Raw genomic sequence first — 14832 nt, 5'->3', positions numbered from 1 at the left:
TTCAGGGCATTAGTCAAAGCTATCTTCTTAAACTGCGAGGGTCAAGAGCATCTCTTAGCCCATCACCAAGTAAGTTGAATGCTAGCACTGTAAGGATAATTAACACCGCTGGCGGCCAGATTAACCAAGGTTGTAGCACCAAGATAGAAGCATTGCTTGCTAAAGAAAGCATATTACCCCAAGAAGGGTCTGGTTGTTGAATCCCCAAGCCAATGAGACTCAGTATCGCTTCTGCGCCAATAAAGCTAGGAACTGCAAGAGTAGCAGAAATGACTATATAAGTAGCAGTTTGCGGTAAAACGTGGCGGAGGATGATATACAGCGGGTTACCACCCATTGCGCGTGCTGCTTGTACAAATTCTCGCTCTTTAATTGATAGTACCTGTCCACGAATTACTCGTGATAAGCCAGCCCAACCAATAATCGAAGTAATTATCACAATCAACAAAAAGCGCTGGGTACTGCTTAAACCTGCTGGTAAGACGGCTCCCAAAGTAACCAAAAGATAAATACTAGGGAAAGTCATCAGCACTTCTGCTAAGCGCATGATGATGGTATCAGTCACACCTCCGAAGTAACCGGAAATTCCACCTATTAGCAAACCAAGAGGAAAGGAAATAGCAACGCCGAAAATACCGATAAACATACTGATGCGACCACCGTGTACTAAGCGGCTGAATTGGTCGCGTCCTTGGTCATCTGTACCTAAAAGGTTGAATTTTGCTGTACCTGTTGTACCAAATAAATGCCAATTTAAAGGAATACCAGGAATTACTGTGACTTCATCCCAACTTGGGGGTAGTGGGAAACTAACCTGGAACAATCGGTATTCTGGCCCAGAAACAAATAAGCGCAAAGGTGAGGGTTTTGTAAAGTCTACAATCAGTTTGCGATCGCCTGTTTCTAAGTTTGTATTTCCCTGAGTCGTTGGATAAACATGAGGCCCGATAAACTGCCCTGACTGAGAACCCCAGTATATCTTAGTTGGTGGCAGTAACGAACCATTAGGTTGTGAGACATAAGGGTCGTAAGGGGCCACGAAATCAGCCGCAATTACAGCTAAATAGAAAATTAACAGTAAAATTGCCCCAAATCGTGCCAAAGGATTTTTCTTTAGTCGTCGCCACCAATCCATAATTTTGAGTCAAGGGTTAAGGGTTAAGAGTCAACAGTCAAGGGTCAAGAGTCAAGGGTCAAAAACTCTAGACTTTTATATGAACTTACGCACAGTGACGAAATCAAGTCATTGCGTTAAGCGTAGCCATGCCCGAAGGGCTTTACGCAGTGATAGCGAAGTGTTCGCCTTGGTGTTGCAGACAAGCAATCTCAAACCTTTATTTTACGTCGAGAGTGCGTAACTCCTGTTTTAGCTACTGACTCTTGACTAATATCTAACCATGTCGCTGCTCAATTAAATACCTTTGTTCTTCCTGTTGTTTTTCATGTTCTACAACAAACACATTTGAGTAAAGATTAGCAAGAATTTGTTTTCCCTGCTGTGTCAGGGAAAGGTAGTGTAGCCCCTCTTGGATATACGGATAGACTCCATTCCAATAAAACTTAGCGTAGTTATTCCGTAAATCGGCAGGCGTTTTGTAACCCAAAACTTTGTTCATCCCCGTTTCTTCAAACTCGTAGAACAAAGAAGTAATTTTTTTTAAGTAACGTGGGTCGCTTAATTGACCAATTAAATCAGCAGCACGTACTAACCCAGCAAAGCACTTTGAATCTTGATGATCTTCGGCTGTAGGCACAGGAAAACGAGTTAATTCAATATTGCTCTTAATCGCTTCAGCATCTATTAACTTATGACCACCAAAACGCTCATCGATAAACAGCTTTGCTCGGTCAACATGATAGGGTGTAAGACTCGCATCAGAAGCGCCAGGAGCGACAGAAATCATTCTGCCATTTTTACCTGTGGCATAGAAACCTGCTGCCTCTCGGTCTTGGCGGCACACTCCCTTAACATAGCCAATATCATGGCAAACTAAGGAGATAATAAAATGTAACCAATCTTCACTGGAAACACCGCCTTCTCTAATGTGTTTACCACGTAAAATCTCTTGACCCACCAAGGTGACAAGGACTGTGTGTTCAACATTGTGATAAAGGGCATCACTATTGGCAATGTTTTCCAAAGCCATGCTACCTGCCCAAGCGATAATATCCTGATAATCATTTTTTAAGCAGCCGTAGGTGCGATGATAGCCTTCTCGAATTTGATTTACAAAGGCATCAATTAGAATCTCAGTGGCATTGAACATATCTGGTTACTCAGGTGGATATAAATTATGTATTGATTTCAAATGGCATAACTTAGAGTTGCCTTGATGGGAATTTAGAATAATCCAGGCTGCTCCTTTGTAACTCAGGTATAGGCGTAGGCGCTAGATTTCCGTATGCCTGGATTGTCATTATATGCTGTGAATTTCTCACAGGGATGGGGTTTCAAAAGAATTACCTGACGCGTAAACCAAATAATAATTTTGTATATTAAAATGCTCGTACTCTGTGAATTGATTGGATACAACATTTAGATTAACCATTTTTTCATCTATGACCTTTGGTTGGCAGTGATCCAAATAGATATACTGTGTGACCTAGATAAGATAAATGTGGTTATAAAATAGCTGTATAATTGATAACTTAAGTATACTGTTTTAAAGCTTTCAACTTGGTAATTACTCGTATGAAAAGCATATAATCGGTTTATAATATACTAATTAAGCTAAGCCACAGATAAGTACCCAAGAAAAGGGCCAAGTCGAAAAATAAGCACAAATTTCAGTTTTATTAAGAAAAACAAAATTTTGGGACGGCGATCGCTTCTTAGCCTTCTTAGTGAGATAGGCGTAGTCATTATCCAACTAGTCAATAAGACGATGAATTGATTCCTGTCTCGCTACGAGTAGTGCAAGTAGTGTAATACATACATTACACTCTAGTTTTGATAAAAAACCGCCAGACTCAGATATTTAGTAAAGATATATAAATTCATTGACAACACTTAGTTAAAAATTTACTTTTTAAATTCTAATTTGGCAAAAACAAGTAGTATAATACTATGTGTTGTTATTAGAAATTAAAGTTCTGTTTGCGGGTGTAATTCAGTGGTAGAATGTCACCTTCCCAAGGTGAACGTCGTGGGTTCGAGTCCCATCACCCGCTTTTGTATATTTGTACATTCGCACATTATATGTCAATCATTAATGTTGACGTTTAATTTGTCATTTAACAAATATACTATCCCTTCATTCTATCTATATTGAAGAATATCTTAGTACCACAAAACTTTGATGAACACTGGAATGATCCAGGTCGTCGCGATCGCCTTTTAAAATCCATCCGTTGGCTAGAAACCGAACCATCCATCATATTAGGAGTGAGCACTCATATCATGGCTGTTGGTCAAAAATAGGCAGCTTAACGATTCCTATGGAGTAAATACACACTTGAATTTAGTCAGCGGTAACGATCGCGATCGCAAAACCATCATACCCTTTGCTGCCCACAGTTTGGATTGCGGTAGCACTAACACGTGGTTCAATCGCGAGTAGCTCGTTGAAGCGACGCACTCCTTGGACACTGAGATCACTGCTAGCGGCATCGATTACCGCTCCGTTACGCACGACATTATCCGCGATGATTAACGTGCCACGCCGGGAAAGCTTGAGCGCCCACGCGAAGTAATCTGGATTGCTTGGCTTATCGGCGTCAATGAAAATTAGGTCAAATGGGCCACAACCTTCGGCGGCGAGTTGCGGCAAAGTATCCAGCGCCCGACCGAGGCGCAAGTCAACAACTTTGGCAAGACCAGCACGCGCAATATTGGCGCGGGCAATTTCGGCGTGCTTTGGGTCTGCCTCCAGTGTGATTAAGCGACCGTCGGTGGGTAGCGCCCGTGCCAGCCAGATTGTGCTGTAGCCGCCTAGCGTACCAATCTCTAATATGCTGTTTGCCCTATGAATCTGCGCTAACAGCAGTAGTAGCTTGCCCTGATTTGGCGAAACGTTGTGCGGTGGTAGACCCTCCGTCGCACTGGCTTCGAGCGCCGCATCCAGAGCGGGGTCGGGCGGCACAAACAAATCGGTGATGTAGCTATCGACCGCAGTCCATTGCTCTTGAGCCATAAATCCTCTTTTTTATTTTGAGGTGTTTCGTTAGTTAATTCAACGTGAGTTCGATGAACCTCTCCCTTCCAACCTGCCTCTCCGAAGCGGAGCTACGGTGACACACAAGAGACCTAACCCCCAGCCCCTTCCCTGGTAGGGAAGGGGAGCCAATCCTCAAAGCCCCTCTCCGCATCGGAGAGGGGTGTGGGGAGAGGTCTGCCGACTTGTCTGTACACGGTAGCTCCTCGTAGGAGAGGGGCTAGGGGAGAGGTCAACATAGCACTTGTCGAACTCACGTTAATTCAGTAGTAATTACTTATGCAAAATAAATTACATAATTGTCACTCCTCCAAGAAAAAGAACTGCGAGAAGGAGTACCTCACTAAAAATAGCTCCTGTTACCAGATCATGGACGGTAGCTATTCCTAGTGAAATGATCAGAGCGATTATCTTAAGAAGACAAATACTGTCCAAGTTCTGGTTGTTGACGACGCAAAATAGTCATAGCTTGCTGCTGGATTTGACGAACTCGCTCTCTGCTGACATTTAACCGTAGCCCAATTTGGGCTAAACTTAGCTCTTGATCATCCTCAAGTCCAAAGCGCCAAATTAAGACATCGCGCTGCATCGGTTTGAGTGATGCCAACAAATTATTCATATCTTGGCGTAGAAGTTCGATGGTTATCTGTTCGCTTGGGGAAATACCTTCATCTGCCAAAAGTTCACCGAGTTCCGTATCTTGATTTTCTCCCACCCGAACATCTAAAGAAAAAGGCTGACGAGATGCACTGTAATATTCACGGATTTGTTCTGGTGATAAATCCATCACAGCGGCAATTTCTGCGATCGTAGCTGGACGTCCCAATGTCACAGACAGTTCCCGCTGAACTTTCTTAATTTTGTTAAGTATTTCAGTCAAATGAACGGGTAAGCGAACTGTTCTTGATTTTTCTGCGATCGCTCTTGTCATGGCTTGACTAATCCACCAATATGCGTAGGTAGATAATTTATAACCACGATTCGGATCAAACTTCTCTATCCCCCTTTGTAAACCAATTGCTCCTTCTTGAATCAAATCTAAAAATTCGAGATTACGACGTTGATATTTTTTGGCAATCGAAACTACCAGCCGCAGGTTGGCTGTTACCATTTTTTGTTTAGCTCTGTGACCCTGCTGAAGTATAGATTGGACTTGTGTTTCGGTTTTTTCAACAAAAGTCGCTAATTCGCTCAAAGTTGGTTCACGCTCTAGCTGTTGGCTGAGTTCATTTTTAGATTGCTCAATGGCAATCATTTGTTGTACCTGTCTACCATAAGCAATTTCTTCATCTGGTTTTAATAAAGGATATTGACCAATTTCTTGCAAATAAATGCGAACCATGTCTGAACTGAGGCTGGACATACAACTTAAAACTTAATTCTCTTTTGACAATCAGGGGGACTTAAAAGTATAAATCAAATAGCTCAATCAAGTTTGGTAATTTCGATAGTTAAGAAATGCTCAAACCATTGCAGGTTAAGGCATTGTGAGGATTAAGTCAATAATGCTTTTTTGATGGGCGAATGGCAAAGGCGATCGCTTTTCTTTTCAGTGCCATAGGCGATCGCTAATTATATCGCTCAACGCACTCAATCTTTGAGGATCACTGTCGTTCTCGGTTTGGCTATACTCACCCTCATGTCCTGGATAGTTCATTGGCAGTAGGGAAATTACCCCTGTTTAACAGGAAACGCGAGAATGCTGGATGTATACAATACACCTAAGAGTTTGTGATCAAGATTAATCAATATAAAAATGCTTGAGAAAGAACTTAATTTAATAGATGGTTTTCAGGAGGAAATATCTCCGGGTGGTAATAAAGCGGATAGTTTTGATAGTAAAGAGGCATGGTATCCCGTCCATTACCTTGAGGACTTAGACAAATCAAAACCAACCCCTTTTACACTGTTGGGAAGAGATATTGTAATTTGGTGGGATAGACTTGCCGAATCTTGGAGGAGCTTTGAAGACCAGTGTCCTCATCGTTTAGCGCCGTTATCGGAAGGCAGGCTTACTAATGATGGGTTGTTGGAGTGTCCATATCACGGTTGGACTTTTTCTGGAGATGGAGATTGCCAAAGGATTCCCCAGCAACAAAAAGGTGGAACAGCAGAGATTTCTAAACGAGCTTGCGTAGTATCATTACCTACTATTGAAAAGCAAGGACTCCTGTTTGTATACGCTGGTATGTCCGAAAATGCTGCCAAAACCAAAGTTCCGGTTATTCAGCCATTAGAAGAATCTCCCGAAGGATGGGTTCTAATTAATACATTTAGGGATGTGCCTTATGATGCGCTAACGCTTTTAGAAAATATACTAGACCCTAGCCACGTATCCTTCACACATCACCAAACGGTAGGAAATAGGGCAAATGCAGCACCTTTAGAACTTGAAGTAACAGAATCTGGAAAACATGGATTCAAAGGTATTTGGAAACAAGGTTTACAACCAGGGCAATCAGGAGAATTATCTACAACCTTCGTCGCTCCTTCTTTAATGTGGCATGACATCAACTCCCAACGTGGCAGAATTTTAACTGTTGTCTACGCTACACCTATCCGTAAAGGAGAATGTCGTCTGTTCGCCCGTTTTCCCTTCAAGTTTCCTTCTGTTCTTCCGAGTTTATTTATTAAGCTAAGACCGCGTTGGTATTATCACATAGGACAAAATGGTGTTTTAGAAGATGATCAAATTTTCCTGCACTATCAGGAAAGGTATCTTGAAGCCAAAGGAGGTAGCCCTAACTTTACTAAAGCGTTTTACCTCCCTACCAAAGCAGATAGTTTTGTTTTTGAGTTGCGTCAGTGGGTAAACCAATATAACGCCGAACCATTTCCCAAAGAAACTTTTTCTCCCCCACTGCCAAAAGATAAACTGCTAGAAAGATACCATTCGCATACAGAGAAGTGTGCCAGTTGTAGCTCGGCGCTAGCTAAAATTGAGCAACTGAAATTCTGGAGTGGAGTTGCAGCAGTACTTGCTTTAGCAAGTGTTCCAATGCTGACGTTATTTAACACAACATCAGTTTTAGCAGTTGTCATTGAAACTGTAGCTCCCTTAATCTTTGGAGTAGTATGGATAGGACTGAATAAACTCCAAAAGCAGTTTTATGATGGACGAGCCGTACCTCCAAGGAACCTACCTGAGAAAAACTGAAACCTAACATAGAGAATCAGCTAGTCCCACATTCTGACTGGCGATAATTAAGATGAGTCGGGATATATCTGCTTTCGCTTCATCTACAACCCTTGCTTTGCGTATAGTTTTGCTTTTGGTTGATGGTGAGCAAGGGCAAATCAAACCATCCACCCAGCACAAGTTTTTGCACTAACACACGCAGTATCAATTTTAAGGGGGTTAGGCAATGTGAGTGCGGAAGTCCTGGTTTTTACGTGGTATACGAAACAGAACTTTCAAAACTTGCCAGCACTATAATGTAACTGGCAGAAACCAGTTACAATTGAAATTCTGCAAAATTTCCAGACATGAGTTTTGAAAACATTCTGGAAAGTTATTTTAGTACGCTTAGGGGACTGAAACTATGATTAAGCTTGGCTCACTAGTAAAGTCCTCGAACAATTCTTTGGGGATTGGAAAGGTTATTGACATCACTCATGGTGATATCCTTGTTGAGTATTTCTGCTCATTAGGGCAACGTTTGCAAAAATCTTTGCCTTTAAATTCACTGTCTCAAGTTAAACTACAGTGTCAGACTCGATGCTATATCAAGTTAAAAAACCAGGATAAATGTATAACTGGCAGAATTTTTGCTTGGGACGAAGACACTCAAAAGTATCAGGTTGATTTGCCAGATAAAAAAACTGTAATTATTAGTGAACAAGAAATTTACGTCCGTTGCAATCTAGCTATAAAAGACCCTATTGAAACTTTAGCAATCAAAGGTCACGAAACGCCTTACTTGCACGACAGAAGATTGGCTTTGCTTAAATGTTTAGTTAAGCAGCGTGCTGTTAGTCGTGGAATGACGGGATTGATTTCGGCTAATATTAATCTTTATCCTCATCAAGTTGAAGTTGTCCGCCGCGTACTAGAAGATGTCACTCAACGTTACTTACTCGCAGATGAGGGGGGACTAGGAAAAACTATTGAAGCAGGTGTAATTCTACGTCAATATCTCCTAGATGAACCAAAAAAAGGTGCAGTGGTACTTGTCCCAGGACATTTACTTCAACAATGGCGCAATGAATTAGAAAAGAAATTTTACATCTCTCATTTTCCAAAACGAGTAGTAGTGCTGGCATTTGATGATATACACAAAATCAACCCGAAAGCGAATATTGGCTTGCTGATTCTAGATGAAGCTCAGCAAGTTGCAGTAATGGCTAATTCTGACGAAACAGCAGTGCGCCAGCGTTTTGAAACTTACAAACATCTGGCTCATAGAAGCGAACGTTTACTTTTATTATCTGCCAGCCCTGTTCTTAGGCATGAACAAGATTTTCTGGTAATGCTACACTTACTTGAACCAACAACTTATAAACTTGATGATTTAGTAAGTTTTCATGCTCAAGACCAAAGTCGTCAACTCCTTGGCCGAGTTATCCTCTCACTAAGAAAAGATACAAATCCTTCCAAAATTAAAACCAACTTAGAGCAACTCCAAAATTTATTACCTGAAGATAAGTATTTACTAAATCTGACAGAAAATTGGAAAAATTGTTTACCAACAAACTCCGCTGAACAAGATACAATTATCCAGTCCATTTGTACACACGTTAGTAATACCTATAGGCTACACCGCCGAGTACTTTCTAACCGTCGTGCTTCCGTAACAGATGTCATATTTAATCGCAAGATTACACCTAAAGAAGAATACGATTTAGATGAGCGCTCCCCAGACATCCACGAACTGATTGAGAAATGGCGTAGTGTCGCTCCTAATCAAGAGGATTATAGACGTATTTTTCTGCTGTTGTTCTTGGCTGCTGGTACGTGGTTAGGCATTTTAGAACAGGTAATTGCAGCACGTTTAAATGGGATTTCTCATCCTGCACTCATCAAAGAGTTTGGCAATGATGATATCAATATCTTGATTCAAACTCCAAAGTTTACTGGAGAAAAAGAGATTTTGATATCCTTGCAACAAATTATTAGTCAACCATCGGAAGATGGAGACCGCATCGAATTACTAAAAATTATCCTCCTCTATCGCTTATCAGAAATTCTGGGGTTGCAATCATTTCGTAGCAATATTAACCAACTAAGCGAGAGAATAAAACAAAGAATTCAAAGACCTATTCCTGGTGATTCTTTGCCAAAAACTGTGATATTCACTGGTTTTAAACAAAGTTGTTTAGAAATTGCTCGTTGCTTATCCATGACTTTTGATAAGGCAAGTGTTGCTGTTCATCAATCAGAACAAACCGTTGCACAAATTGAGAAAAATTTAAACCAGTTTCAAACTAATCCTAATTGTTTTATTTTAGTTTGTGACTCTTCTGCTGAGAACGGTCATAACTTCCAATTCATCGATTGGATGATTAATTTTGACATTCCTTGGAAACCCAATCAACTAGACCAAAGAATTGGCAGAGTTGACCGGATTGGTCATTCTACAGATTTTAACTTTACTGTCTTAGTTGGCGCTGATTTAGAAGATAGTCTTCATGCTGCTTGGTATAACTTCCTCAAAGACGGACTGTCTATCTTTAATCAATCAATTGCCAGTTTCCAGTTTTATATTAGTACGAAGTTACCAGAATTAGAAACGATTCTATTTGATTCAGGAGCTAGTGGACTATTAAAAGCTACAGAAACAATTCAACAAGAAATTTCTGAAGAGGAGATAAAAATCAGTGAAGAAAATGCTTTAGATGAAATTAACGCTCAAGAGCATGGTAGTAGATATTTTCAAGAGTTAGATAATTATGATAGTAAACATCTTGAAATCAAACAAGCTGTGGAAGGTTGGATTGAGCAGGCACTACACTTCAAATCAATTTATAGCCCAGAATTATCAGATGTGAAATCTTATCAAGCAACAAAGCAAACCTTAGTTGCTGCGGATGAATTTAAAACTCACTTTGCTAATAGCAATATAGACCAATTTGGTACTTATAATCGCAGAGTAGCCAACCAGAATCCTGGCATCAAGCTTTTTAGAATTGGAGAAGGATTGGTAGATGGACTCTTGAACTATGTAGAATGGGATGACCGAGGTCAAGCTTTTGCTCTTTGGCGTCAAGATACATCTTGGGATACTAGTAAAGGAAAGGAGTGGTTTGGTTTTGGATGTAACTATTTAGTTGAGGGCAATCTCAAAGTTGTCAAACAAATTTTAGCAGATTATCAACTAGATAATTTTCAATCCAGTATCTGGAAGCGGCGTGTCAATGCTTTATTTCCTCCAATAGTTGAAACTATCTTTATTGATACTCGCTCTGAAGTACTATGTGGTGTTCAAGATGAATTGCTCTTAAATATTTTACAACGTCCATATAGTAAAGATAAAAATAGTAAGGGAACACAAGATTATAATCTGGCAAAGGAACGTATAGAGATTATTGACAATTTTATTGCTGTTAATAATTGGCAAAACATTTGCTATCAAGTGCGTGATACGTCTAAGAAGTTACTTACCGAACGTCCCGATTTTGTTAAATTATCCGAACATTATGCTCAAGTTGCTGAGCAAAAATTAGCGCACAGAGTAGAACAATTACGTTTACGCTTGAATCGGCAACCTTTGAATAAGACTCTAGCTGAAGAACTGGAGATAGAAACTGCTTTAAGTGCAGCCATTCTCCAGGGAATTCGTGAACCGGAGATTCAACTTGATTCTGTCGGTTTCATAGTTGTATCTGGGCGACCTTTTCCTGGGTATTCTTAATGCTTTTTCATTAGCTTTGTAAGTAAGTCGGCGCTACTACTTTCTCTAAGATACAAGGGTGCTTTGTCACCAAGCGCCGCACCTAGAATTGTTAACTATTCAAATGCATTACTCATGCGATCGCGTAGCGTCTCCCTTTTGGGAGAATCGCCTGCTGTATGCTAACGTTGCTTGACTTGTCGAGGTTGCAACGCCTTCCTCAAGTTTCGTCTGGAAGAACTGTTACTGGGTCTTGCTCTTCACTGTTGTTTAGATTGACTTCAAAAGTTTTTCCTTCCACTGTCACTTGATCACCTGGTACTAATCGCCGTCCTCGTCGGGTTTCCACTTCACCATTTAGTTTTACATTACCACCTTGAATCATTAGCTTGGCTTGCCCTCCAGTTGGCACTATACCCATCAACTTTAAAAATTGATTTAACTTTATTGTGTTATCTCTGGGTTTCATAGTAAATAAAAGCACAGTTCCTTAATTGTCAGCTAGCGTTAATTAAGTAGACCTAATTAAACTGAAAATATTTTGTGGTTCGTAGTTTGTGTTTTAGCACTAATTACAAAATTTAATTTCTTCATGTCTACCTAATTATCAAGTTAAAGCAGATACTGCAAAATACAATTACTGCTATTTCCAAAAGATTTTATCTAAAGGAGATAGAAGCTTATTTGTTTTTAGTAAATCTAATAATTTATCTTAACACTATCGCATCATCCAAATAAACCTAATAGTAGTACTTCCTGAGACTTACCAGAGTTTGCACTCTCGTCTTACTGTTACGCTAGTTGAGTTTTTTCAGTCAATTATGAGAGCAATATGGAGTCGACGAGGGGCATTTGTAGCTACTACTAAAGGTAGATTAATCAGTTTGTGTGGGATGAATACGATTGATGGGCAACCAGAGTTAACAAAAGCACCTGCAAGCTCTGAGAAAAAATTATTTTCTCAGGCAGATGAAACAAACTTAACTACGGGTTACAACTCAGGGGAAACATCATCTACTACCTGAAGTTAGCATTCTGTGTTTTGGAGAAAAACTTGTCATGAAAGGATTAGCAGGGAAAAATGCGCTGATTACAGGAGCGAGTTCCGGTATTGGGCAGGCGATCGCCATTCGTCTTGCACAAGAAGGCTGCAACATTGCAATCAATTACCGTAAGAGTGAAGAAGAAGCACAAGACACAGAAGAAATAGCAATGCAAAAAGCTTGCGGACAAGTAGAAGAATGCAGCCTGCGCTCTCTTTTGGTTCAAGGAGATGTTTCTCAAGAACAAGACATTATCAAAATGGTGAATACAGTTGTCGAGAAATTTGGCAGTCTTGACATTTTAGTCAATAATGCCGGAATTCAAATCGAAAAAGCATCTCATGAAATCACAGCAGACGAATTTGACAAAGTTATTTCAGTCAACTTGCGGGGTGCTTATCTTTGTGCGCGAGAAGTAATCCGGCATTTTCTTTCTCGTAATCAGGGCGGCGCGATCATTAATATTTCCAGTGTGCATGAAATTATTCCTCGTCCGTTATACGTCAGCTATTCCATTAGTAAGGGAGGTATGGAAAATTTGACGAAGACTTTAGCACTGGAGTACGCAAACCGGGGAATTCGTGTGAATGCGATCGCCCCCGGAGCAACTATTACTCCGATCAATCAAGCTTGGGTAGATGACCCTGAAAAGAAAGCAGTAGTAGAGAGTCACATTCCAATGGGGCGAGCAGGTAATTCCGATGAAATGGCGGCTGCGGTCGCTTTCTTAGTATCCGAGGAAGCAGCTTACATCACTGGACAAACACTGTTTATCGATGGTGGACTAACCCTCTATGCCGATTTCCGAGAGCCTTGGTCAGCCTAAGTTTGTTACCCTATTTGGGCGAAACGGTCTAATTGTCATGGTGCTACGTCGATTGTTTTCAGAACTATTAAATTCGCTCTGCCTGTGGACAACCGTACTACTGGCAATGCACTTGTGCAAGCAGGGTAAAAGCTTGACAATCTTGGTCTCTTGCCAAGCGTCTAGCCAAGACGAAAAATTTTCTTAACTAAATGAACAGTAGAAATTCTTATAATGAGCATTTGGCAAAAGAAAATGCCTTATTTGTGAAATATTTCCATGAATATCCGTAACATTTCTACTAGTCCCTTCCCCGATCAGAAGCCCGGTACTTCTGGACTGCGAAAAGCAGTTACTGTTTTTCAGCAACCCCATTACCTAGAAAACTTTATTCAGTCTATCTTCGATACTATCGGAGATTTCCAAGGACAAACCTTAATCTTGGGTGGTGATGGACGCTATTACAATCGGCAAGCGATTCAAATCATCCTCAAAATGGCTGCTGCTAATGGGGTTGGACGTGTGAAAGTTGGTATTGGGGGTATAATGTCCACCCCAGCAACTTCCTGTGTAATTCGTAAGTATAATGCTTTCGGTGGCATCATTCTATCAGCCAGCCATAATCCCGGTGGCCCAGAAGGAGATTTCGGTGTAAAGTACAATACCAGTAATGGGGGGCCAGCACCAGAAAAGGTGACCGCAGCAATTTTTGAGCGTAGCAAGTTAATAGACCATTACAAAATTTTAGAAGCACCAGATGTAAATTTAGACACACTCAGTGAGTCTAAATTAGGAGATATGGTAGTTGAAGTCATTGACTCGGTGCAGGACTACGAAAAACTCATGGAGTCGTTATTCGACTTTGAGCGGATTAGAGAACTGCTCAGCAGTGGAAATTTTCGGATGTGCATGGACTCGTTGCACGCTGTAACTGGGCCTTATGCTCATAACCTATTTGAGCAAAGACTTGGTGCGCCAAGAGGGACGGTAATCAACGGGACTCCCTTAGAGGATTTTGGTGGTGGACACCCTGACCCCAATTTGGTCTATGCTCACGAATTAGTCAAGATATTGTTTGGCGAAGCGGCTCCCGACTTTGGTGCAGCTTCTGATGGTGATGGCGATCGCAACATGATTCTGGGACGCAAATTTTTTGTGACACCAAGCGATAGTTTAGCAGTTATAACAGCAAATGCTACTTTAGTTCCTGGTTATCAAGATGGTTTAGCTGGAGTAGCGCGTTCTATGCCCACTAGTCAAGCAGCTGACAGAGTAGCAGCAGATTTGGGGATTGATTGCTATGAAACGCCAACAGGCTGGAAATTCTTCGGGAACTTGTTAGATGCCAATAAAGCCACTGTTTGTGGAGAAGAAAGCTTTGGTACTGGTTCAAACCATATCCGAGAAAAAGACGGGCTGTGGGCGGTGTTATTTTGGCTGAACATATTAGCAGTCAAACAAAAATCTGTTGAGCAACTCTTGCAGGAACATTGGTACAAATACGGTCGTAATTACTACTCTCGTCATGACTACGAAGCCATAGATAGTGAGCGTGCCAATCAACTGCTTGCTAACCTCTATACTCAAATCCCCACTCTCAAGGGGAAAAAATTGGGCAATTACGAGGTTGAATATAGCGATGACTTTAGCTACACCGACCCAGTAGATGGTAGCATCAGCGAAAATCAGGGAATTCGCATTGGATTTACCGATGGCTCTCGGATTGTCTACCGCCTCTCTGGAACTGGAACTCAAGGCGCGACGTTGCGAATTTATTTGGAAAGCTATGAGCCTGACACTAGTAAGCAAAATCTTGAGCCGCAACAGAACCTTGCAGACTTAATTACTATTGCAAATGAAGTTGCCCAAGTACGCACATTTACAAACATGGAAAAACCAACTGTAATTACTTAAGAGGGATGAAATATTAGGGATGAGAAAAATCCTCAGTTTCTCATCTCTAGTGTTTTATTCTCCCTGCTCCCTGCTTCCTGCTTCCT

At 41.0% G+C, this 14832-nt stretch carries 11 protein-coding genes and 1 tRNA gene; 7 read left to right on the top strand and 5 right to left on the bottom strand.

Going from position 1 to position 14832, the window contains the following annotated elements; translation table 11 throughout:
- Window positions 1-19: 19 nt before the first annotated feature.
- Window positions 20-1135: an ABC transporter permease gene (locus WKK05_RS07430; RefSeq protein ID WP_341529118.1), complete on the bottom strand. Its 1116-nt coding sequence runs from the start codon at window positions 1133-1135 to the stop codon at window positions 20-22.
- 256 nt (window positions 1136-1391) lie between these two features.
- Entirely contained in the window at window positions 1392-2267 is an 876-nt protein-coding gene (locus tag WKK05_RS07425; RefSeq protein ID WP_341529117.1) for an Npun_R2479 family HD domain-containing metalloprotein, read from the bottom strand.
- An 832-nt stretch (window positions 2268-3099) separates the two neighbouring features.
- Between WKK05_RS07425 and WKK05_RS07420 the strand changes: the two genes are divergently transcribed.
- Together WKK05_RS07420 and WKK05_RS07415 are read left to right on the top strand one after the other, a co-directional pair.
- Window positions 3100-3171 (top strand) — tRNA-Gly (locus WKK05_RS07420).
- 97 nt (window positions 3172-3268) lie between these two features.
- Window positions 3269-3421 carry a hypothetical protein gene (locus WKK05_RS07415; protein ID WP_341529116.1) on the top strand — a complete coding sequence of 51 codons (153 nt, stop codon included), beginning with the start codon at window positions 3269-3271 and terminating at the stop codon, window positions 3419-3421.
- A gap of 40 nt (window positions 3422-3461) precedes the next feature.
- On the opposite strand, the gene WKK05_RS07410 is transcribed toward WKK05_RS07415, so the two are convergent.
- Both WKK05_RS07410 and WKK05_RS07405 read right to left on the bottom strand, forming a co-directional pair.
- Window positions 3462-4082, bottom strand: coding sequence for an O-methyltransferase (locus tag WKK05_RS07410; RefSeq protein ID WP_341529115.1), 621 nt, complete (start codon window positions 4080-4082; stop codon window positions 3462-3464).
- 484 nt (window positions 4083-4566) lie between these two features.
- A complete protein-coding gene (locus tag WKK05_RS07405) occupies window positions 4567-5517 on the bottom strand; it encodes an RpoD/SigA family RNA polymerase sigma factor (protein ID WP_341529114.1) in 951 nt (316 codons plus the stop codon).
- Window positions 5518-5910: 393 nt separating this feature from the next.
- Here WKK05_RS07405 and WKK05_RS07400 point away from each other — a divergent pair, with 393 nt between their 5' ends.
- Window positions 5911-7311, top strand: coding sequence for a Rieske 2Fe-2S domain-containing protein (locus WKK05_RS07400; protein WP_341529113.1), 1401 nt, complete (start codon window positions 5911-5913; stop codon window positions 7309-7311).
- A gap of 385 nt (window positions 7312-7696) precedes the next feature.
- The gene (gene dpdE, locus WKK05_RS07395) at window positions 7697-11005 is read left to right on the top strand and encodes a protein DpdE (RefSeq protein WP_341529112.1); all 3309 of its coding nucleotides are present in this window, start codon (window positions 7697-7699) and stop codon (window positions 11003-11005) included.
- Window positions 11006-11204: 199 nt separating this feature from the next.
- Here the strand turns inward: dpdE and WKK05_RS07390 are convergent, their stop codons facing one another.
- On the bottom strand, window positions 11205-11453 hold the full coding sequence (locus WKK05_RS07390) for an RNA-binding S4 domain-containing protein (RefSeq protein ID WP_341529111.1): 249 nt from the start codon (window positions 11451-11453) through the stop codon (window positions 11205-11207).
- Between the two features lie 352 nt (window positions 11454-11805).
- Here WKK05_RS07390 and WKK05_RS07385 point away from each other — a divergent pair, with 352 nt between their 5' ends.
- The 3 genes from WKK05_RS07385 to WKK05_RS07375 all read left to right on the top strand — a co-directional run bounded on the left by WKK05_RS07385 (window position 11806) and on the right by WKK05_RS07375 (window position 14746).
- A complete protein-coding gene (locus WKK05_RS07385) occupies window positions 11806-12009 on the top strand; it encodes a hypothetical protein (protein ID WP_341529110.1) in 204 nt (67 codons plus the stop codon).
- A gap of 34 nt (window positions 12010-12043) precedes the next feature.
- On the top strand, window positions 12044-12853 hold the full coding sequence (locus tag WKK05_RS07380) for a glucose 1-dehydrogenase (RefSeq protein WP_341529109.1): 810 nt from the start codon (window positions 12044-12046) through the stop codon (window positions 12851-12853).
- A gap of 258 nt (window positions 12854-13111) precedes the next feature.
- Window positions 13112-14746: an alpha-D-glucose phosphate-specific phosphoglucomutase gene (locus WKK05_RS07375; RefSeq protein ID WP_341529108.1), complete on the top strand. Its 1635-nt coding sequence runs from the start codon at window positions 13112-13114 to the stop codon at window positions 14744-14746.
- The last annotated feature ends 86 nt before the right edge of the window (window positions 14747-14832 follow it).

This window comes from Nostoc sp. UHCC 0302 (assembly GCF_038096175.1).
Lineage (GTDB): Bacteria > Cyanobacteriota > Cyanobacteriia > Cyanobacteriales > Nostocaceae > UHCC-0302.
Note: the sequence above shows the minus strand (reverse complement) of the source record. Positions and strands in the feature narration are given on the sequence as shown.

Excerpts from the sequence above, each read along its gene's own strand:
- WKK05_RS07390 (WP_341529111.1), bottom strand. The coding sequence starts at position 11,453 with ATGAAACCCAGAGATAACACAATAAAGTTAAATCAATTTTTAAAGTTG.
- WKK05_RS07380 (WP_341529109.1), top strand. The coding sequence starts at position 12,044 with ATGAAAGGATTAGCAGGGAAAAATGCGCTGATTACAGGAGCGAGTTCC.
- WKK05_RS07385 (WP_341529110.1), top strand. The coding sequence starts at position 11,806 with ATGAGAGCAATATGGAGTCGACGAGGGGCATTTGTAGCTACTACTAAA.
- WKK05_RS07375 (WP_341529108.1), top strand. The coding sequence starts at position 13,112 with ATGAATATCCGTAACATTTCTACTAGTCCCTTCCCCGATCAGAAGCCC.
- WKK05_RS07425 (WP_341529117.1), bottom strand. The coding sequence starts at position 2,267 with ATGTTCAATGCCACTGAGATTCTAATTGATGCCTTTGTAAATCAAATT.
- WKK05_RS07400 (WP_341529113.1), top strand. The coding sequence starts at position 5,911 with ATGCTTGAGAAAGAACTTAATTTAATAGATGGTTTTCAGGAGGAAATA.
- WKK05_RS07430 (WP_341529118.1), bottom strand. The coding sequence starts at position 1,135 with ATGGATTGGTGGCGACGACTAAAGAAAAATCCTTTGGCACGATTTGGG.
- dpdE (WP_341529112.1), top strand. The coding sequence starts at position 7,697 with ATGATTAAGCTTGGCTCACTAGTAAAGTCCTCGAACAATTCTTTGGGG.
- WKK05_RS07405 (WP_341529114.1), bottom strand. The coding sequence starts at position 5,517 with ATGTCCAGCCTCAGTTCAGACATGGTTCGCATTTATTTGCAAGAAATT.